Consider the following 19,868-nt stretch of genomic DNA (forward strand, 5'->3'; position numbering starts at 1 on the left):
ATGAGTAAAAAAGTAGTTATTATTGGAGGAGGAATAATAGGTTTATGTTCAGCTTATTATTTGCAAAAAGAAAATCACGAAGTTGTTGTTGTTGATAAATCTGACTTTTCCTCAGGGGCGTCTTATGTGAATGCAGGAATTATCACACCAAGCCATATTATTCCATTAGCGGCTCCAGGAATGATAACTAAAGGAATAAAATGGATGTTTAATTCCTCAAGTCCTTTTTATGTTAAGCCACGATTAAATATAGATTTTCTAGAATGGTCATGGTTGTTTAAAAAATCAGCTACCAAACAAAAAGTAATAACTGCTATTCCTGTAATTCGAGATATAAATCTACTGAGTAGATCTTTGTACGAAGAAATGAAATCTGAAAGAGCTTTAGATTTTTTCTATGAGCATAAAGGTTTACTAATGTTATATAAAACAGAAAAAGCAGGAGAGGATGAGTGGAATACTGGTAAAAAAGCTATAGAATGTGGTTTGAAAGTAGCTAATTTATCTCAGGATGAATTAAGAAAGTTAGAGCCCTCTGTAGATAACTCAATTAAAGGCGCTGTTCATTATTTGTCGGATGCGCATATGTCGCCAAGCGAATTCATGCGGCAAATGAAATCGTATTTAGTTAGTAAAGGAGTAGTATTTAAGTCAGGTACAGAAGTAAAAAGTTTTAATGTAAAATCAAATTCCATAGAATCGATTAAAACGAAGGATGAAGAAATTCATTTTGATGAACTAGTTGTAGCTTCTGGTTCATGGACTCAAAATTTACTGAAAGATTTACAATTAAAAGTACCAATTCAAGCAGGTAAAGGCTATCGAATTGATGTTCAAAAAGAAACGAATATTACATTTCCTTCTATTTTATTGGAAGCCAAAGTAGCGGTAACTCCTATGGATGGTTATACGCGTTTTGCTGGTACCATGGAAATAGGCGGGATTAATCATATTATCAATCCTAAAAGGGTAGATGCAATTACAAAAGCAGCTATAAAGTATTATTCAAACCTAGAAATTTCAAATGAAGCAAAACTAGCTGCCGATTGTGGTTTACGCCCATGCTCACCTGATGGATTGCCGTACATTGGAAGAGTTTCATCTTTTAAAAACCTAACGGTTGCAGCTGGACATGCCATGATGGGTTGGAGCTTAGGTCCAGCTACAGGAAAATTAGTTTCAGAGATAATTACTGACTATAAAACAAGTATGGATATTTCACCTTTTTCTGTGGAAAGATTCAAATAATGATTCTTTGAGTATGTCTTGGTTTCAACGGTTATACAACCTAATAAAAATAATAAACCTACTATCAAAGCTAGGTTTGAGCTATTATGCTGTTGTAATAAGTTGTTCCTTATATCGCGCTTTTTGAACTTCTTCTCTTCTTTTTACAGAAGGCTTAGTATATTGTTTTCTGTCGCGCAATTCTTGTTGAATTTTTGTGTTTCGAAACTTTCTCTTGTATCTTTTTAAGGCTTTGTCAATTTTCTCGCCTTCTTGAACTTTAATTATTAGCATATATTTAATTTATTATTTAAGTGTTTTTTATCCCAAATACATTTTTAGGGTTCTCGATTTTGGTTTGTTTTTTAATCGTCTCAAAGCACGTTCTTTAATTTGGCGAACTCTCTCTCTTGAAATTTCAAAAATATCTCCGATTTCATTTAAACTCATAGGTTTAAGATTGTCTAATCCGTAAAAAAGTTTAAGAACATCAGACTCTCTTGGAGAAAGAGTGTTTAAAACTCTATTGATTTCAACTTGTAATGATTCTTTCAACAAACTTTCATCTGTGTTAGGGATGTCACCAGCATTAAAAACATCATAAAAATTTGAAGTTTCGCCTTCTTTTAGAGGGGCATCTAAAGACAAATGTCTACCAGAATTTTTCATAGTTTGTCTTACATCTCGAACAGACATATCCAAATCGTTAGCTATTTCATGAGCAGAAGGAGTTCTTTCTTTAAGTTGTTCTATGCGAGCCACCGATTTTTTAATTTTATTAAGACTGCCTATTTTATTAAGAGGCAAGCGAACAATTCGAGATTGTTCTGCAAGAGCTTGTAAAATAGATTGTCGAATCCACCATACTGCATAAGAGATAAATTTAAATCCACGTGTTTCATCAAAACGTTTCGCAGCTTTTACTAAGCCAATATTACCTTCGTTAATTAAATCCGATAATTTTAAACCTTGATTTTGATATTGTTTAGCAACTGAGACCACAAATCGTAAATTGGCATTTACAAGCTTTTCTAAAGCTCTCTGATTTCCTTTTTTAATTTGTTGAGATAATTCAACTTCTTCATCCGCAGTGATTAAATCTATTTTTCCGATATCCTGAAGATATTTATCTAAAGATCTAGTTTCTCTGTTGGTTACTTGTTTTGTAATTTTAAGCTGTCTCATGAGTGTCTTTTTTTAATCGCATTTCTAAATAAGGTGTAGTAAAGCCAAGTTTTTTATATAAAAATTGAGCAGGATTATCTTTTTCAACATGAAGAGCAATATCACCAGAGCAATTTTCAATAACATATTTCATCATTTTTTTTCCAATCCCTTTCCCTCTATGTTCTTTGTGAGTAGCTATATAAACTAAAATGTTCTCAGGAATATATTCATCCATACCCGTTTTGTTAATTACTACTGCGCTAACAATTTCATTAGCATCTTCAAGGGTAAAAACATATCCTCCTAAACCAGTACGTTCTTTAGCTGCATAGTTAATAGCTTTACGGATAGCATTTTTTGAATCTCCATATTCTTCTAGGTGAGTAAATAGGAAGTTGACTACTCTATCTATGTGTACTGGAGTAATTCTGTTGAAGGCGTCGTAGGTAATAAATTTCATTTTATATGTTTTTTAAAGACAGGGTGTTGTATTAGTCTTATGATGATACTTAGGCTTTTGCCAAAAAAATAAAAGCTTGAAAATAAATTGGATAGAATTTTATTTTTCAAATGCTTAAACAGTAGGTTGATGCAGTTACTTTTTTAGAAAGAAGTAAATATTGATAAAAGCTTTACTCGAAAAACTTTATAAGTTCAATTGAATTTAAATAAGAAAAAAACTACTTTAGTTAACAGTAATTTAGAAATTCTAAAAAAGTAAAATTGATAAAATTATAGACAAGGAGGAATGAATTTATCCGATTGATTTCGGAAAATCAAAAAGTTAAAAGTAAAAACTCGCTTGTTTTTTTTGTCTTTTAGTTTTTTTATCATGCGGCGCAAAATTACGTCTTTTTTTAGGGTCTCACAAATTTTAGTTTAGTATGTTTGGTATTTAATGCTGATATTCATGTATATATGAACAAAAGTGAGTTAAGAAAATTGTACAAACAAAAGAGAAGGGAACTCTCTGAGGATGAAATAATGAAGCTGCAAGAAAGGATGTATGCTAAAATCTTTAAACTTGATTTTTCTGAAGTACAGAATATTCATGTTTTTTTGCCTATTGAGAGACAAAAAGAAATTAATACCTATCCTATTATTGCGTTTTTAAGATCGAAGAATAAAAATATTATTGTTAGTAAAAGCGATTTTAATACGGCTACACTTACACATTTTATATTAGAAAAAGATACAGTACTTCAGACTAATGAATATGGCATACCTGAACCTGAAAATGCTACGGAAATTAATGTAAAGGATATAGATTTGGTGTTTGTTCCTTTATTAATTTCGGATGAAAAAAACTACCGTGTTGGATATGGAAAAGGTTTTTATGATCGGTTTTTAAGTACTTGTAAGTCCTCAGTAAAAACAATTGGGTTAAACTTTTTTGAGCCAGTAGCCAAAATATTAGATATAAATGAATTTGATGTTCCACTTGATATTATGATTACACCATAAAAAAAGAAGCTATAAATTAACGTATTTATAGCTTCTTTTTATTCAGTGAAAAAAATGTCACTTATTCGTTAGTTTCTGTTGTTTTATTTTCAGTTTCTTCTTCCTCTTCTTCTTTTTCAGGTGAAAATTTACTCCAAAGTATAAAAGCAATTATAACAAGATATACGGCTTTACCTCCTATTTTTTTCCAAATAGATAATGGATGATCAGCTAATTCTAAGTTATACTTTGTTTTTAGCTCAGTTAATTGCGCATCAGTAATCTCATAGTATACTGTTTGATCTTCATTAATTAAAACATAGGTACCTTTTGTGTTCCATGCAGGAATCCAAACAGCACTATATTCCTTGTAGAAATAACCCAAGTTAAGGTAATCTGTACCTTCTTTGAGATTTTCATCATTAGGTAAATCTTTTACCAATTCTAATTTTTCGCAAGGAAAACAAACAGGAATTCTACCTCTTTTAGCAAAAGCTTGATTAGCAAATAAAACAGTAAACGTAATAAGTAATACGATTTTTTTCATAGTAATAGTTTTTAATAGTTGAATTACAAATAAAGTAAATTATATCAAAATGAAGAGTAAAATAGTTAAATAATTTACTGTCTATGAAAAGAATACCTTTTTGAATTTTGGGTAAAACAAAAGCGCCTTGTGAGAACAAGACGCTTCTATACGTTACTATATTTTTAAGGATTATCCGTTCATTGAAATTAAAAACTCCTCATTATTAATTGATGTTTTAATTCGTTGTTGAATAAATTCCATTGCTTCGATTGGGTTCATATCTGCTAAATATTTACGTAATACCCACATACGTTGTACCGTTTTTGGGTCTAATAATAAATCATCTCTACGAGTACTAGATTTAATTAAATCAATAGCAGGATAAATTCTACGATTTGAAATATTACGATCTAATTGAAGTTCCATGTTACCGGTTCCTTTGAATTCTTCAAAGATTACTTCATCCATTTTAGAACCTGTTTCTGTTAAAGCAGTAGCAATAATGGTTAAAGAACCACCATTTTCGATGTTACGAGCAGCTCCAAAGAAACGTTTTGGTTTGTGTAATGCATTGGCGTCAATACCTCCTGATAAAATTTTACCAGATGCAGGAGCAACCGTGTTGTATGCACGTGCTAAACGCGTAATAGAATCTAATAAAATAACCACATCATGTCCACATTCAACTAAACGTTTAGCTTTTTCTAATACAATATTAGCTACACGTACGTGTTTATCGGCAGGCTCGTCAAAAGTAGAAGCAACAACCTCTCCGCGAACACTTCGTTTCATGTCAGTAACTTCCTCAGGACGTTCATCAATTAATAAAACAATTTGATATACTTCAGGGTGGTTAGCCGCAATTGCGTTCGCAACATCCTTTAATAACATGGTTTTACCAGTTTTAGGTTGTGCTACTAACATACCACGTTGTCCTTTACCAATTGGAGAGAATAAATCCATAATTCTCGTAGATAAAGAACTTCCTTTTTCAGCTAAATTAAATTTATCATTTGCAAATAAAGGAGTTAAGTGTTCAAAAGAAACACGATCTCTAACAATGTTTGGGTTTAAACCATTTATTTTAGAAACACGAATTAAAGGAAAGTACTTCTCACCTTCTTTAGGAGGACGAACATTACCTTTTACAGTATCTCCAGTTTTTAAACCAAAAAGTTTAATTTGAGATTGAGATACATAAATATCATCTGGAGATGATAAATAATTATAATCAGAAGAACGTAAGAAACCATAACCATCTGGCATCATTTCTAATACACCTTCACTTTCAATAATTCCATCAAACTCATAATCAGGATCACGGTATTTGTTACCGCTTTTATGTTTCGGACCTTGATTTTTGTTTAGGTGTTTATTATTGTTGTTGTTATTATTTCTGTTCTGGTTATTATTTCTGTTCTGATTGTTATTTCTGTTAGAATTCTGTTGATTGTTGTTCTGAGAATTCTGAGGTTTTTGATCAGAAGATTTTTGACGCTGATTGTTCTGTTGATTGTTCTGTTGATTGTTTTTTTGAGGAGCACTAGTTGTAGGAGTAATAGTACTATTGTTTGAAGTTTTATCTTCAGTTTTTACCGTATTAGCAGCTTGTTCAACAGATTTAGAAATGCGTTTTCTTTTCGGTTTTTCGTTCGATTGATCTGCGTCAGTTGTTTTTTTAGAGGCAGTTGCTTTAACTGCTTCGCTATTATTAGTTTTACTAGGTGCTTTTTCTTTTGGTAAATCTTTATTTGCTTCAGCTTGAGCATCTAAGATTTTATAGATAAGGTCTAGTTTTTTTAGTTGGCTTATCTTCTTTAAACCAGTAACCTTAGCTATTTCCTGTAATTCAACTAATTTTTTTGCTTTTAAATCCGATATTTCGAACATTAGTATATTTTTAAATTATAAAAGTATTTTTGAAAAAAAAGGGATTGTTGTCTTGATTTCTTAGTAAGACGCTTACTAACATTAAGTAATATATAATAAACTTTTGTGAGGTATCCGTCGCAACAAATATAGCCAAATATTTTAATATGCAAAGTTTCTTATTATAAAAAGAAAATGTACATTTGTTGCCCTAACGCATAAGAATGATACAACGAATTCAATCTATATACTTATTATTAGTCGGAATAATTTCTGGCGGATTGACTTTTGTTTTCAATTTATGGAGTACAGCAGCTACAAAAATCTATTCATTAGATTTATTGGCTACTAATTCAGTAGTAGAAAAAATAGTACCTGTACTATTTTTTATTTCAGCTCTTTTAGCAATTATTACTATCTTTTTATTTAAGAATAGAAAGTTACAGTTTGTATTAGGGCGTTTAAATATTTTGACAAATCTTTTTTTATTAGGAGTGTTGGTATATTTATCACTAACGTTATCTGGAGAAGCTTCGGTTTCTGAGAAAGGTATTGGGATGTTCTTTCCTGTTATTATTATTGTATTGCTAGTTTTAGCAAACAAAGCCATTAAAAAGGACGAAGATCTCGTAAAATCAGTAGATAGATTACGATAAACCTAACATCTTAGTATATTTAGTGCGACAAAAACCGAGAAAAATTCTCGGTTTTTTTTATACTATAAATAACTATTTTTGAGTTGTTTAGTTTTATATACTAAGTAGCCTCCCTGAGTGCTGTTCTAAGGGTTTTCCCTTAGAGGCTAAAGGGAAACCCTGAGTGTGTTTTCAGGGTGTTTGTAATTTGGTAGGATTGTAGTAACGTTATAAATTTGTAAGTGTAACAATGAGAGATAAAATCAGAGTTCATATAGCCGACGATCATGAAGTAGTAATAGAAGGAGTTTCGGCATTGATAAATACAGATGATAGTATTCAAGTTGAGGGCTATTCATTAACAGGAAAAGATGTTGTTGAATGGTTTAAGAATAATAAAGCAGATGTTTTAATTCTCGATATAAACATGCCAAAGTTAGATGGTATCGGAGTTTTAAAAACATTTAGAAACAGAAGCTTTCAACAGAAAACAATTATTCTCTCAGGGTTAAGCGATCCGAAGATAGTTCAGGAAATGATTGCACTAGGTGCTAATGGTTTTATAGAAAAAGGATCGGCAAGTGAACACATAATACAAGCTATCAAGGCGGTACACAGGGGAGAGCAGTATTATAGTGATGAAATAAAGGACAGTTTGTTCGATTTATATATAAATGAATCTAAAACTGACGAAGCAATTAAGAGTAGTGTGGCAGATGAGCCACTTACAGAAAGAGAGATTGAGGTGCTTAAATTGATAACACAAGAGTTAAGCACGGCAGAGATAGCAGATAAATTAAATATAACTGTTAAAACAATAGAAACACACAGAAGAAATTTATATAAAAAATTAAAAGTAAAAAATGTAGTAGGTTTGGCAATATACGCTGTTAAAAATAATATAGTTTAATTAACCTCCCTTCAATTTTATATAGAGGTTCCCCGTCCTTATATATGTTCCCCCCCCCTCGAACTATGTTATAGCAATTGTCAAGCCTTCTACATTTAAACTAAAAGAAAAATCAACTAACCAACCCCTAAAATATTAGTCTCCCATTAATCTACCCTTTAATTATTCAAATTATAAGAGTTTATTAATCCACTTAAAGTTTTTAGTTACCATGAGAAGAAGTTACTTACCTTTTTTAATGATCCTGTCTATTCTAATTTCAGCATGTTCAACAGAAGAAAATATGCCTGAAAACAACGACCAACCATTATTAAAATCATACAAATTAAGTAAAGATGCGAACGGTAGATATGCTATCGATGTTGATTTAGTTGAAGGTGCTTACACAGAAACTTACAAAGACGAAACAACTAATACTAATACTATTTACGCTTACCAAGGAGAAGCTGGCAATAGAAGTAAATCAAGCTCAAATACATTAACATTAGATAACAACAAAATTTCGGTTGATGTTTATGAAAATAATGTGCAAAAGAACACAATTTGGGTTGAAGATGAGAATATTACATTAGCTAAAGGTCAAATAAGCCCTGATTTTCTAGAAGAATATAGTTTAGAATATTTGGGAGGTGGTGAATATGTTTTGGATTTTAAAGTAAGAAGTGGAGTTATGGTAAACTTTGAATACAATGCAGATGAAAATATTTATGAAGTGCATTTAAAAGAAGGAACTTCTAACGGATTAAAGTTTACAAAATTATATAACAAGTCTCCTAATTTGCCGTTAAGAATAGATTTTGTAAATTACATATTAATTAACTCTCAGGCTAGAAGTACAGAAACTTTGGAATATGCAATGACTAGAGTGCCTAGAACTGGATCTGATGGGGTGTACTAACATTTCTCTATTTTGAATAAGAAAATTTTAATATTATTTCTACTATTCATACAAATCAAAGCTGAGTGTTATAACTCGGCTTTTGCTATTAAACTAAGTCAAGAGCAGGAATATAAGGCTAGTGAAAATCAAAGAAATTATGAATTGGCAAAAATTTATTTTGAAGAAGAAAAATACTCAGCAGCTTTAAAAAAAATATTAGAATTAACAAACCAAGAGTTTAAAGATAAACTATTAGAATTAAAGGTTAATTTATTAGCAGGCGAGATTTTTAGAAAGACAGGAAATGTAAGTGAGAGGGAGATTTATGCTTTGGAAAAAACTGATTCAATTTTTAAGAGTAATTTACGTACACCAATTTTTTTAAATAAGGCTTTACAAATAGCTAATGAATTAAAAAATGAAGAGGAATATGGAATAAGGGCTGAAGATTTTAATAATTATGTTTCAAGTATATATCATACATTTTCAGTGTTTTATTTAGATGTAAGAAAACCTGATAGTTCCAGATTTTATTCTGAAAAGCTACTTCAAATAGCTAGTGTAAATAATAAAATTGAAATACTAAAAGGAAAAGCTTATACGAATATTGGGAAAGGGTATTTTATGGAAAGAAATTTTGTTAAGGCAGAAAAACTTTTTTTAAAATCTATAGAAATAAACAAACAACTTAATAATGATGTCTCTGTTGCTTTGGCGTTAAATAACTTAGCTTCTATATACATAATCAATGAAGAGTTTCAAAAGGCTAAAACTTACTATGAAGAAGCCCTAACCTATATTGGTGATAAAAAAACTACTGTAGCTACCCAAAGAAAAGAAATGATATGGGATAATTTAGCTTGGGTATTATATAATTTAAAAGATTATAAAGCTTATGATTATGTAACAAAGTCTTACGCTATTCGTGATAGTTTGAAAGAGTTGGTTGAGAAAAATAGATATGAAGAGATTCAAGCTTTTTATGATGTTAAGTCTGTGAAGCAACAGGAACAAATAAAAATTGAACGGCAAGAACGTAAAACTTGGATTATTGGTGTTACCGGTATATTGGTTTCCTTATTGTTATTGTATTTAGCTAATTTATATAAACTAAGACAACGTAGTTTAAGTTTAAAATTATCACAAAGTGAGTTAGAGCAACAACGTAATTTAGAACAATTAAAGTCGCAAAGCCAGGTAAAAATATTAAACGCTACAATAGATGGTAAAGAAACGGAGCGTAAGCAAATTGCAGAGATTTTACATGATAATGTAAGTGCTTTACTTTCATCAGCAAGCATGCATTTACAAGCTAGTCAAAAACAATTTAAAGATACGGCAGTACCTATAGAATTAGCCAAAACGCAAGAGATTATAGCCGAAGCTTCACTAAAAATCAGAGATTTATCGCATAACTTAATGTCGTCGGTTTTACTAAAATTCGGTTTAGAGTATGCCGTAAAAGACGTGGCTAAAAAGTTTTCTAATTCTAGTATAAAAATTAATACAGCTATACATAATGTGTATCGTTATTCTCAAGACTACGAAATAAAAATTTTCAATGTCATCCAAGAACTGATTAATAATATTTTGAAGCATAGTCATGCTAAAAATGCTTACATAATCATGGAAGAAGAAGATGATTGTTTAAATATTATAGTAAAAGATGATGGTGTTGGTTTTAAAAATAAATTAGAAGAAGACAAAGGTGTTGGTATTAACCAAATTAAAGCCCGTATCCACATGATGAATGGTAGTTTTTTAATAGAGTCTTCTCAAGGTATGGGAACTAAAGCAATAATTAACATTCCAGTAGTACGCGGAAATTCTAGAGTGTACTCCGCTTAGCCAATTCAATTACCTCCATATTTTTTATTTCTCCATTATCCAATTCAAATCGTACCATAGTTCTTATTTTATGAAATCCGTGTTTACCTGCTGCACCAGGATTTATATGTAATAGGTTTAAACTGTTATCAAATTGAACTTTTAAAATATGTGAATGTCCACATATAAAAATTTGAGGAGGATTCTTTTTTATTTCTTCTCTAACTCGCTGGTTGTATTTACCGGGATACCCGCCAATATGCGTAATCCATACTGGAACATTTTCAACTTCAAATTTGTTGTCTAAAGGAAATTCAGAACGAGCTTCTGCATCGTCTATATTTCCATAAACACCTCGTAAAGGTTTTAAAGCTTTAATAGTATCGGTTACTTTTAAATCGCCAATATCACCAGCATGCCAAACTTCATCAGCTTGTTTTACAAACTTTAAAATTTGATCATCAATATAGCTATGTGTATCCGAGAGTAGTAAAATTTTTTTCACAAAACGAAAGTACAAAGAATCTAGAATATTTTTTTCAGTTATTAATGAAGAAGACTTTGAAAAGAGATCTGGTTCTCGAGTATACTATTAAAGTTTTTTTAAGAACTCACTAAAACTCTTAACCAAATAAAATCTGTAATTTAGCCTTTTTAAAAAATAGCAGTTTCTTGAGGTATTTTATAGAACTTTCATACAATGGGAAAAACTATTATGGTTGGCAAATTCAACCAGAAGTAATATCAGTACAAGAGAAAATAACAACAGCTTTAAGTACTATTTTAAGAGAAGAAATAGCCATTGTTGGCGCTGGAAGAACTGACTCGGGTGTCCATGCTTCACAAATGTATGCGCATTTTGATGTTGATAAAGAGTTAGACGAGAATTTCACGTATAAACTAAATGCAATTTTACCAGATGATATTGTCATATATAGAACAATAGCTGTAGATGCCGAAGCACATGCAAGATTTGACGCGGTTAGTAGAAGTTACGAGTATAAAATTTGGCTGGGAAGGAATCCGTTTTTATTAGATACTACATGGCAGCTTAATTATAAAACCATAGACATTGATGCAATGAATACTGCTGCAAAACTATTGTTTGAATATGAGGATTTCGAGTGTTTTTCAAAAGTAAAGACAGATGTTTATACGTTTAATTGCACAGTTACAGAGGCTATTTGGAAATTAGAAGGAGAGGAATTAACATTCTATATTTCTGCAAATCGATTTTTAAGAAATATGGTAAGAGCCATTGTAGGTACTTTACTTGACGTAGGATTAGGCAAAAAGACGGCGGAAGATTTTAGAAATATTATAGAGAGTAAAAATAGAAGTAATGCGGGAGTATCAGTTCCAGCAAAAGGCTTATTTTTAACAAAAGTTGAATACGATTATATATAAACAGTGAGTACTACTAAAAAAGGAAATACATTTGATATGGAAATTTTTGCAAGGTTAATGAGCTTTGCAAAAAAATACCGTACTCAATTTTGGATTGCAGCATTATCTACTATTTTATTAGCTGGATTTTCTATTGCCAGCCCTATCATTTTATATAAAGCAATTGATGATTTTACAGTAACAAAAGATGCAACTATGCTTTTATATTATACCATAGCAATGGTCGTTGTTTTGTTAGTACAAGTTCTGTTACAATTTTCATTTATATACTATGCTAACTGGGTTGGGCAACATATTATCAAAGACATTCGAACTAAAATTTTTAAGAATGTACTTCAGTTTAAAATGACCTATTTTGATAATAATTCTGTAGGGAAGTTAGTAACAAGAGTTGTATCTGACATTGAGACAATTGCCGATTTCTTTTCACAAGGAGTGTTTATGATAGTTAGTGATGTCTTAAAAATGTTAGCTGCTGTTGTTGTAATGTTTGTAATTAACTGGAAACTCGCTATAATCGCCTTAGCAGTATTGCCAATTTTAATTTACGCTACCAAATTATTTCAAATTGCCATCAAGAAAACATTTCAAGATGTAAGAAATCAAGTTGCTAACTTAAATGGTTTTGTACAAGAGCGTGTAACAGGTATGAAAATTGTGCAACTGTTCAATAGAGAAAAAATTGAATACGAGAATTTTAAAGAAATTAATAACAAACATAAAGAAGCACATGTTAAAACAGTTTGGTATTATTCTATTTTCTTTCCAATTGCAGAAATTTTATCATCAATAGCCATCGGTTTAATTGTTTGGTATGGAGGTTTAGAAGTATTAGGGAACAAATTGATTACTGTTGGCGCTATCATCAGTTTTATACAAATGGCACAAATGTTATTCAGGCCATTACGACAAATAGCTGATAAATTCAATCAATTACAAATGGGAATTGTTTCTGGTGAGCGTGTTTTTAAAGTAATCGACACAGAAAGTTCTATTGATAAATCTGGAGATATAGATGCGAGTGGTTTACAAGGAGATATTACTTTTAAAGACGTTAGATTTAGTTATGTTAAAGGAGAAGAAATATTAAAAGGAATTAATTTTACCGTTGAAAAAGGAGAAACAATCGCAATTGTAGGATCAACAGGAGCGGGTAAATCAACTATCATAAATTTAATAAGTCGTTTTTATGAATTAGATAGCGGAGAGATTTTAGTCGATGGAGTTCCTGTAGAAGATTATAATATCAATTCGTTACGAAATCAAGTAGCCGTAGTGTTGCAAGATGTATTCTTGTTTTCAGATTCTATTTTAAATAACATTACTTTGAAAGATGAAAATATTTCATTAGAAGATGTAAAAGAAGCTGCAAAACAGATTGGTATTCATGATTTTATTGAAAGTTTACCTAATGGTTACGATTATAATGTAAAAGAAAGAGGCGCAATGCTTTCTTCTGGTCAGCGTCAGTTGATAGCTTTTTTAAGAGCCTATGTAAGCAGCCCGAGTATTTTAATATTGGATGAAGCAACATCATCAGTAGACACGGAATCGGAACAAATGATTCAATATGCTACCGATAAAATTACTAAAAATAGAACATCAATAGTTATTGCGCACCGATTGGCAACCATCAAAAAAGCAGATAAAATTTTAGTGATGGATAAGGGTACTATTGTAGAACAAGGAACTCATAAACAGCTGTTAAAAAAAGAAGGATATTATCGAAATCTTTATGAAAAACAATTTAGTGCAGAGGTAATATAATTCCCTCTGTTTTATTTGTTTAGTTTAACCAAAATGCTACATTTGTTACTCAATCACAAAAACTTAAAATACATAAACCATGAAAAAAGTAATTTTATCTCTATTTGTAGTAGGTTCTTTAATGGCTACTGCATGTAAAAACGCAAAGGAAGCAGAAGAAAAGGCAAAAGAAGTTACAGAAACTGTTGTTGAAAAAACAGAAGAAGCTACGAAAACTGTTGAAGAAAAAACAGAAGAAGCTACGAAAATTGTTGAAGAAAAAACAGAAGAAGCTGTAAAAACTATTCAGTCTGCTCTTGAAGGTATTACTATTCCAGAATTTGAAGACCCTAAAGTAGCTGAGCATTTAAAGTCTTATGCTGAGTATGCAAAGAAATATATCGAGGCTGGAGGAGACGTAGTTAAAAACGTTGATTTAGCTAAAACTGGAACTGAATTAGCTGCTAAGAGTAAGGAAATAGTTGCTAATTTAGATGAAGAAGCTACTAAAAAGTTCAATAGCACTTTAAACGCTATTTTAGCTAAAATGGCACCTGCAAAATAATTAAATTAAAGTAATTATACTTTATAATAAAAGCTCGCGTTAAGCGAGCTTTTTTAATATCTAATTATTTTAGATTTAGCAATCTTTTACGAGTCCTATATACATAGGTTAATAAAATTGTTTTTTTCATATAACTATTTTATTTATAACGTTTTATTTATTATATTTATGAAAGTCAAACTAAACAGTGTAAAATTAAACTTTAGAAAAAGTTTATATTTTTTGAATACAAGAATTGTGTTTTTAAAAAGTCCCCAAACTTCAATAAAAACACAGCTAATTCCGATATAAAAATTAACGCAATCTTATGTTATAAGAGTTTTGTAGTGTAGTACTTTGTTAACTATCTACCTATAATAATCCCCCCTGAGAAACCTAGATTAAAAAAATAATCTAGGTTTTTAATTTATTAGTTATTTCAATTAATTAGAAACATCTTTCTTTAGTTTTTCAGAAAGTTGCTCGTAGTCTTTAAACAATACAAACTCGCCATCTTTTATATAAGAAATATCACCAGTTTCCTCAGAAACCAGAATACAAACAGCATCTGTTTTTTCGGTAATCCCAAAAGCAGCTCTATGACGTAAACCAAATCGAGACGGGATTCTAGGATTATCTGATACTGGTAAAATTACACGAGTAGCGACAATAAAATTGTCTCGTATAATAGTAGCACCATCATGCAAAGGACTATTTTTATAAAAAATACTTTGAATAATAGCATCATTAACTTGAGCGTTCATTGGATCACCGGTATTAACAAGAAAATCTAATTTGTTAGTCCTTTCGATTACTATTAAGGCTCCTGTTTTTGTTTTCGATAAAGTAATACATGATTTTAAAATCGTGTCTGTATCTGTTTCAGAATTAATCTCAGACTTTAAAAATTTTAATTGATTTAAAAATCCTCTTTTGGTTGAAAAGTTAGTAGTTCCAATCATAAGCAGGAATTTTCTGATTTCTTGTTGAAAAACAATAATCAATGCAATTACACCACCAGATAATAAGTAGCCTAAAATTCCACTTAACATTTCCATACGTAGTGTTTGAGTAATTTTCCAAATAAGGAATATCAAAGCAATACCAATTACAATATTAATTGCAACTGTACCTTTCACTAATTTGTAAATGTAATAGAGTAGTACAGCCACAAGAATAATATCAAGAATATCTAGAAAGGAAAAATCTATAAAGTCTAACATGTATCCACTGTGGTTTGCGTAAATGTACTAATTATTTACTTCTTTGCCATGGTGCTTTCTAACTCGATGTTTCCAATTAATAAAGGGTATTTACTTTTAATAAGTTCTATTTTTTCGAATGTTGAATTACTATGTGTTTTTTTATAAGCTGTTTCTAATGCTGTAAAACTTTTATTGTAAAGCTGCATTGACAATCTATTTCTCAAAGTATTGTAAGCTAAATGGACTTTGTCTAAAACGCTTACGTAGGTTTCATAGCTAGCTTCTCTGTCAGCTTCAATAGTAATAATAGCTTTTGTAGGATGATCTGATGAAGTGGATAACTTTTTTCCTTTACACCAATCACAAGAGTTTCCTGTGGCATCTTTTCCTGCACCGTTATCAATAAAATCTTGAGCGAGTTGAGATAGTTCATCTACAGTAATCTCAGTATCTCCAACCAAAATTTCGTTGTTACGATTTATAGAAATATCAAAAACATTTCTTTTATGAGTATCTAGTGGATTTGGATTTTCTTGGGCTATCCTACTGAAAATTCCTTGGTCAACATCAAGAGTGGTCGTAACCAAGAAAAAAATTAACAATAAAAAAGCGATGTCTGCCATAGATCCGGCATTAATTTCTGAAATAGGTTTTCTTTTCATAATACATAATGTTTAAGTGAATAATTAGTTTACCCTGAATCGAGTTCAGTTTGAAAAAGTTTGATTAAGCAATTTTTGGTAGTACTAGTTATTCATCAAAAACAATACCGAATCTTTTTTTAAAAGATTATTGATGAAGCATGTTTGTAATTTTAACAGCTTCCATAGCTTCTTTAACGTCATGTACTCTGAGTATATTAGTACCGTTAAGAATGGCTATTGTATTGGCTACAGTAGTAGCGTTTAAAGCTTCTTTTGGAGAGGTGTTCAATGTTTTATACAGCATTGACTTTCGAGAAACTCCTGTTAAAATAGGAACGTCTAAGTTTTTAAATAAGGAAAGTTCCTTTAAAAGTTGAAAATTGTGTTCTATAGTTTTTCCGAACCCAAAACCTACATCTATAATTACATCATTTACATGAAGTTGGCGTAATTCAAATAGTTTTTCAGCAAAAAAAGAAATTAAATCAGTCGTAACGTTGTTATAACTAGGATGATGTTGCATGTTTTGCGGTGTGCCTTGCATGTGCATTAAAATGTAAGGTACTTGCAGATCAGCAATAACCTGAAACATGTTTTTATCCATATTTCCACCAGAAATATCATTAACAATGGCTGCTCCAGCAGTAATTGTTTCTTTGGCAACCTTACTCCTAAACGTATCAATAGAAAGAATAATGTCTTCAAATTTTTTAGTTACTAATTGCACTATAGGAACAATTCTTTGTAGTTCTTCTTCTTCTGAAATATGAGCTGCACCAGGTCGAGAAGAGTAAGCTCCAATATCTATAAAACTCGCCCCTTCAAGTAACATTTTTTCAACTTGCATCAAGATATCTTTCTCATTTTTATATTTTCCGCCATCATAAAAAGAATCGGGAGTAATATTTAAAATTCCCATTACTTTGGGAGTTGATAAATCGATTAAAGTTCCGTTACAATTAATTGTCATTGATACCTTTTTATAGGTTATAGGTGTAAATTTCTATGTAAAAATAACCGAAAAGCTTTTTGATTTGCTATTTTTACAATGTTTTTTCTGAATACATAAAATGCAAAACACCTCAGAACAGTATGATGCGGTAGTGAATGAATGCCGTAGTTTGTTTGTTAAAAAAATGTCTGACTATGGAAGTGCTTGGAGAATTTTACGTTTACCATCACTTACCGATCAAATATTTATTAAAGCACAAAGAATCCGACAATTACAAGAAAATGATGTTAGGAAAGTAGACGAAGGAGAAAAATCGGAGTTCATAGGAATTATCAATTATTCTATTATGGCTTTAATTCAGTTAGAACTTGGATTTGTAGAACAACCAGATTTGTCTACAGAAGAAGCAACTGTTTTGTACAATAAATATGTGAAAATCACGAAGGATTTAATGGAGAAAAAAAACCATGATTATGGTGAGGCTTGGAGAGATATGAGAGTTTCTTCATTAACAGATTTGATTCTTCAAAAATTATTACGAGTAAAACAAATAGAAAATAATAAAGGTAAAACCCTGGTTTCCGAAGGAATTGATGCAAATTATCAAGACATGATTAACTATGCGATATTTGCAATGATTCATTTAAACGAAGCTTAAAAATCCCTATCATTATGTTATTAAAAATGCTTACACACATTTCAAGAGTTCTAGTAGGATTGTTGTTTATTTATTCTGGTTTTGTAAAATTAGTAGACCCTATTGGTTCACAGTACAAGTTTGAAGAGTATTTTAGTGAAGATGTTCTTAATCTTGAGTTTTTAATTCCAGTAGCGTTAGGTTTTTCAATTCTTCTAATTGTAACCGAATTAGTTTTAGGAGTAATGCTTTTAGTGGGTTACAAACCTAAAATTACGGTTTGGAGTTTATTTGGATTGAACTTAATTTTCCTATTCTTAACATGGTATTCGTACGCTTACAATAAAGTAACAGACTGTGGTTGTTTTGGGGACGCAATTAAATTAACACCAAAAGAAACATTTTATAAGAATATCATTTTCATGATTTTTATAGTGATTCTAATCATAGGAGTTCGTTATATAAAACCAATAATTTCAGATAAAGTAGCAACTTATAGTACAATTGGTTCTGTTGTAATTTCTTTATTTATAGCATATTATGTTTTAAATCATTTACCAATTATTGATTTTAGAGCATATGCTGTGGGTACAAATATTGCAGAAGGAATGAAGTATGGAGGTGATGGTGAAGTACCGCCAATTCATGATTTTGAAATTAGTACTGAGGAAGATGATAAATTAGAGGAAATGCTGGCGCAAGATAAGGCAATGCTTATCATGATGACTACAGCTAGTAAAGTGAGTAAAGAAGGATTAAAAGCAATTTCTGAAGTTGCAGCAAAAGCTGATAAAAGTGGTTATAAAATCTATGTGTTAACTTCTGATATAATGATGGCAGATGTTATTTATGAAGGAAATACTGAAAAGTTAGATGCTTTCAAAAAAGAATATAATTTACCGTATGTTTTTGGAAGTTGTGATGAAAAGGCTATAAAAACTGCTGTTAGAGCAAATCCTGGAGTTATAACTGTACATAAGGGAGTTATCGTTGGAAAATGGAACTGGACAGATGCTGATGATGTAGAACTATAACAACTAGTAATAATATTAATAGAAAAGTGAAAAACATTTGTTTTTCACTTTTTTTGTTTTTAGAATATCATTTCATGTTACTTTCTGCTCTCTATCTTTTTGCATCAATTAAATTTATATATTTAAGTACTAATAACTAATCTAACTTAACTATGAAAATCTTAAAATACACCCTGCTTTTTCTGTTAGTACTTATATTATTTGGATTGATTTATGTGTCTATGCAGTCTTCAGACTATAATGTATCAAGATCAAAAGTAATTGAACAACCAATTTCTAAGGTATTTAATACAGTTAACGATTTAAAAACTTGGGAACAATGGGGACCGTGGCACGATGAAGATTCAACTATTGTAGTAACTTATGGAGATAAAACTGTTGGAGTAGGTGCAAGTGATAGCTGGACAAGTAAAGATGGTCCTGGAGCAATGAAAACAGTAGCTGTAGAAATGAACAAATCTATTTTGCAAGAAATGAGATTTGGTGATTATGAACCTAGCGAAATTCTATGGGGTTTCGAGGATGTTGGAAATGGAACAAAAGTTACTTGGACAATGAGAGATGATAAAGCTCCGTTTTTCTTTAAGGTGTTTTCAGCACTTTCTGGAGGTTGGGATAATATGTTAGGGCCAATGTTAGAAAATGGATTGAATAATCTAGATGGAGTTGTAAAGGCAATTCCAGACAAGTATACCTTAAGTAAAGTAACTATTGTAGATGCTGATGAAAAGATATTTGTTGGATACCCTTTTAAAATCAAAATTGATCAAGAAGCAATGATGAAAGCATTTACAGAATCATTGCCTAAGGCAGGAATGCATGCAGCTAACTCTGGTTTAGTAGAAGGAGATTTTATACCAGCTGCTTTATATCATAAATGGGATGAAAAAACAGGAGAAACAGAATTTCATATTGGATTATTTTTACATAAAGAGATGCCGTTAGCAGAAGGTATGGAAAAAGTAACAGTTGCTGGAGGTAAGTATGCTACAATTTCTAAATTTGGAAATTATGGAGATGGAGATTATGAGGCACATACTGCAATTGGAAAGTATCTTGAAGCAACTAATATGAAAAGTAGATTTCCACTTTATGAAGTATATGTAAATGATCCTTCAAAAGTAAAACCAGAAGAAATCCAAACTGATATTTACTATCCTATTGAATAATTTTTAAAATATACAGTTCTAAAACCTCACCAAAAAGTGAGGT

General features: G+C 30.7%; 21 protein-coding genes. 12 read left to right on the forward strand and 9 right to left on the reverse strand.

Features of this window, described 5'->3' with window-relative positions:
* The gene (locus tag EV195_RS03020; RefSeq protein ID WP_132792723.1) at window positions 1-1,248 is read left to right on the forward strand and encodes an NAD(P)/FAD-dependent oxidoreductase; all 1,248 of its coding nucleotides are present in this window, start codon (window positions 1-3) and stop codon (window positions 1,246-1,248) included.
* An 84-nt stretch (window positions 1,249-1,332) separates the two neighbouring features.
* Here the strand turns inward: EV195_RS03020 and rpsU are convergent, their stop codons facing one another.
* From rpsU to EV195_RS03035, 3 genes are read right to left on the reverse strand one after another with little or no spacing between them, the layout of a single operon-like run.
* Entirely contained in the window at window positions 1,333-1,521 is a 189-nt protein-coding gene (rpsU, locus tag EV195_RS03025; protein WP_132792726.1) for a 30S ribosomal protein S21, read from the reverse strand.
* Between the two features lie 27 nt (window positions 1,522-1,548).
* Window positions 1,549-2,412 carry a sigma-70 family RNA polymerase sigma factor gene (locus tag EV195_RS03030; protein ID WP_132792729.1) on the reverse strand — a complete coding sequence of 288 codons (864 nt, stop codon included), beginning with the start codon at window positions 2,410-2,412 and terminating at the stop codon, window positions 1,549-1,551.
* Window positions 2,399-2,854 (reverse strand): GNAT family N-acetyltransferase, encoded by a 456-nt coding sequence (locus EV195_RS03035; RefSeq protein WP_132792732.1) that lies wholly within the window; start codon window positions 2,852-2,854, stop codon window positions 2,399-2,401. Before EV195_RS03035 ends, EV195_RS03030 begins: the two co-directional genes overlap by 14 nt.
* 458 nt (window positions 2,855-3,312) lie before the next feature.
* On the opposite strand from EV195_RS03035, the gene EV195_RS03040 reads away from it, so the two are divergent.
* A complete protein-coding gene (locus EV195_RS03040) occupies window positions 3,313-3,858 on the forward strand; it encodes a 5-formyltetrahydrofolate cyclo-ligase (protein WP_132793296.1) in 546 nt (181 codons plus the stop codon).
* A gap of 61 nt (window positions 3,859-3,919) precedes the next feature.
* Here EV195_RS03040 and EV195_RS03045 read toward each other — a convergent pair whose 3' ends face one another.
* On the reverse strand, window positions 3,920-4,384 hold the full coding sequence (locus tag EV195_RS03045) for a hypothetical protein (protein ID WP_132792735.1): 465 nt from the start codon (window positions 4,382-4,384) through the stop codon (window positions 3,920-3,922).
* Between the two features lie 171 nt (window positions 4,385-4,555).
* Entirely contained in the window at window positions 4,556-6,256 is a 1,701-nt protein-coding gene (gene rho / locus EV195_RS03050; RefSeq protein ID WP_132792738.1) for a transcription termination factor Rho, read from the reverse strand.
* Window positions 6,257-6,459: 203 nt separating this feature from the next.
* Here rho and EV195_RS03055 point away from each other — a divergent pair, with 203 nt between their 5' ends.
* The 4 genes from EV195_RS03055 to EV195_RS03070 all read left to right on the forward strand — a co-directional run bounded on the left by EV195_RS03055 (window position 6,460) and on the right by EV195_RS03070 (window position 10,508).
* The gene (locus EV195_RS03055; protein ID WP_132792741.1) at window positions 6,460-6,891 is read left to right on the forward strand and encodes a DUF4293 domain-containing protein; all 432 of its coding nucleotides are present in this window, start codon (window positions 6,460-6,462) and stop codon (window positions 6,889-6,891) included.
* 229 nt (window positions 6,892-7,120) lie between these two features.
* Entirely contained in the window at window positions 7,121-7,780 is a 660-nt protein-coding gene (locus EV195_RS03060; protein WP_132792744.1) for a response regulator, read from the forward strand.
* A gap of 211 nt (window positions 7,781-7,991) precedes the next feature.
* Window positions 7,992-8,678, forward strand: coding sequence for a hypothetical protein (locus EV195_RS03065; RefSeq protein ID WP_132792747.1), 687 nt, complete (start codon window positions 7,992-7,994; stop codon window positions 8,676-8,678).
* Between the two features lie 12 nt (window positions 8,679-8,690).
* Entirely contained in the window at window positions 8,691-10,508 is a 1,818-nt protein-coding gene (locus EV195_RS03070; protein WP_132792750.1) for an ATP-binding protein, read from the forward strand.
* On the opposite strand, the gene EV195_RS03075 is transcribed toward EV195_RS03070, so the two are convergent.
* A complete protein-coding gene (locus EV195_RS03075) occupies window positions 10,489-10,992 on the reverse strand; it encodes a metallophosphoesterase family protein (RefSeq protein ID WP_132792753.1) in 504 nt (167 codons plus the stop codon). The two genes, EV195_RS03070 and EV195_RS03075, sit on opposite strands and share 20 nt — an antisense overlap.
* A 167-nt stretch (window positions 10,993-11,159) precedes the next feature.
* Here EV195_RS03075 and truA point away from each other — a divergent pair, with 167 nt between their 5' ends.
* The 3 genes from truA (at window position 11,160) to EV195_RS03090 (ending at window position 14,205) form a co-directional block, all read left to right on the forward strand.
* Entirely contained in the window at window positions 11,160-11,894 is a 735-nt protein-coding gene (truA, locus tag EV195_RS03080; protein WP_132792756.1) for a tRNA pseudouridine(38-40) synthase TruA, read from the forward strand.
* 36 nt (window positions 11,895-11,930) lie between these two features.
* On the forward strand, window positions 11,931-13,661 hold the full coding sequence (locus tag EV195_RS03085; RefSeq protein WP_394851307.1) for an ABC transporter ATP-binding protein: 1,731 nt from the start codon (window positions 11,931-11,933) through the stop codon (window positions 13,659-13,661).
* A 79-nt stretch (window positions 13,662-13,740) separates the two neighbouring features.
* A complete protein-coding gene (locus tag EV195_RS03090) occupies window positions 13,741-14,205 on the forward strand; it encodes a hypothetical protein (RefSeq protein ID WP_132792759.1) in 465 nt (154 codons plus the stop codon).
* A 422-nt stretch (window positions 14,206-14,627) separates the two neighbouring features.
* Here EV195_RS03090 and cdaA read toward each other — a convergent pair whose 3' ends face one another.
* The 3 genes from cdaA to folP form a co-directional block, all read right to left on the reverse strand.
* The gene (cdaA, locus tag EV195_RS03095) at window positions 14,628-15,407 is read right to left on the reverse strand and encodes a diadenylate cyclase CdaA (RefSeq protein WP_132792762.1); all 780 of its coding nucleotides are present in this window, start codon (window positions 15,405-15,407) and stop codon (window positions 14,628-14,630) included.
* A gap of 35 nt (window positions 15,408-15,442) precedes the next feature.
* Complete coding sequence (locus tag EV195_RS03100; protein ID WP_132792765.1) at window positions 15,443-16,051, reverse strand: ExbD/TolR family protein; 609 nt, start codon at window positions 16,049-16,051, stop codon at window positions 15,443-15,445.
* Between the two features lie 127 nt (window positions 16,052-16,178).
* A complete protein-coding gene (gene folP / locus EV195_RS03105; protein ID WP_132792768.1) occupies window positions 16,179-17,003 on the reverse strand; it encodes a dihydropteroate synthase in 825 nt (274 codons plus the stop codon).
* A 100-nt stretch (window positions 17,004-17,103) separates the two neighbouring features.
* Here folP and EV195_RS03110 point away from each other — a divergent pair, with 100 nt between their 5' ends.
* The 3 genes from EV195_RS03110 (at window position 17,104) to EV195_RS03120 (ending at window position 19,825) form a co-directional block, all read left to right on the forward strand.
* Window positions 17,104-17,643, forward strand: a complete 540-nt coding sequence (locus tag EV195_RS03110; protein WP_132792771.1) for a DUF1599 domain-containing protein — start codon at window positions 17,104-17,106, stop codon at window positions 17,641-17,643.
* Window positions 17,644-17,669: 26 nt separating this feature from the next.
* Window positions 17,670-18,656, forward strand: coding sequence for a DoxX family protein (locus tag EV195_RS03115; RefSeq protein ID WP_243693053.1), 987 nt, complete (start codon window positions 17,670-17,672; stop codon window positions 18,654-18,656).
* A gap of 152 nt (window positions 18,657-18,808) precedes the next feature.
* Complete coding sequence (locus EV195_RS03120; protein WP_132792776.1) at window positions 18,809-19,825, forward strand: GyrI-like domain-containing protein; 1,017 nt, start codon at window positions 18,809-18,811, stop codon at window positions 19,823-19,825.
* Window positions 19,826-19,868: the final 43 nt, after the last annotated feature.

The organism is Tenacibaculum skagerrakense (genome assembly GCF_004345825.1).
GTDB lineage: Bacteria > Bacteroidota > Bacteroidia > Flavobacteriales > Flavobacteriaceae > Polaribacter > Polaribacter skagerrakensis.

Coding starts and splice junctions, on each gene's coding strand:
- folP (WP_132792768.1), bottom strand. CDS start 17,003: ATGACAATTAATTGTAACGGAACTTTAATCGATTTATCAACTCCCAAA.
- EV195_RS03020 (WP_132792723.1), top strand. CDS start 1: ATGAGTAAAAAAGTAGTTATTATTGGAGGAGGAATAATAGGTTTATGT.
- EV195_RS03090 (WP_132792759.1), top strand. CDS start 13,741: ATGAAAAAAGTAATTTTATCTCTATTTGTAGTAGGTTCTTTAATGGCT.
- rpsU (WP_132792726.1), bottom strand. CDS start 1,521: ATGCTAATAATTAAAGTTCAAGAAGGCGAGAAAATTGACAAAGCCTTA.
- EV195_RS03035 (WP_132792732.1), bottom strand. CDS start 2,854: ATGAAATTTATTACCTACGACGCCTTCAACAGAATTACTCCAGTACAC.
- EV195_RS03085 (WP_394851307.1), top strand. CDS start 11,931: ATGGAAATTTTTGCAAGGTTAATGAGCTTTGCAAAAAAATACCGTACT.
- EV195_RS03065 (WP_132792747.1), top strand. CDS start 7,992: ATGAGAAGAAGTTACTTACCTTTTTTAATGATCCTGTCTATTCTAATT.
- EV195_RS03040 (WP_132793296.1), top strand. CDS start 3,313: ATGAACAAAAGTGAGTTAAGAAAATTGTACAAACAAAAGAGAAGGGAA.
- EV195_RS03110 (WP_132792771.1), top strand. CDS start 17,104: ATGCAAAACACCTCAGAACAGTATGATGCGGTAGTGAATGAATGCCGT.
- EV195_RS03055 (WP_132792741.1), top strand. CDS start 6,460: ATGATACAACGAATTCAATCTATATACTTATTATTAGTCGGAATAATT.
- rho (WP_132792738.1), bottom strand. CDS start 6,256: ATGTTCGAAATATCGGATTTAAAAGCAAAAAAATTAGTTGAATTACAG.
- EV195_RS03100 (WP_132792765.1), bottom strand. CDS start 16,051: ATGAAAAGAAAACCTATTTCAGAAATTAATGCCGGATCTATGGCAGAC.
- EV195_RS03120 (WP_132792776.1), top strand. CDS start 18,809: ATGAAAATCTTAAAATACACCCTGCTTTTTCTGTTAGTACTTATATTA.
- EV195_RS03030 (WP_132792729.1), bottom strand. CDS start 2,412: ATGAGACAGCTTAAAATTACAAAACAAGTAACCAACAGAGAAACTAGA.
- EV195_RS03045 (WP_132792735.1), bottom strand. CDS start 4,384: ATGAAAAAAATCGTATTACTTATTACGTTTACTGTTTTATTTGCTAAT.
- cdaA (WP_132792762.1), bottom strand. CDS start 15,407: ATGTTAGACTTTATAGATTTTTCCTTTCTAGATATTCTTGATATTATT.
- EV195_RS03115 (WP_243693053.1), top strand. CDS start 17,670: ATGCTTACACACATTTCAAGAGTTCTAGTAGGATTGTTGTTTATTTAT.
- EV195_RS03060 (WP_132792744.1), top strand. CDS start 7,121: ATGAGAGATAAAATCAGAGTTCATATAGCCGACGATCATGAAGTAGTA.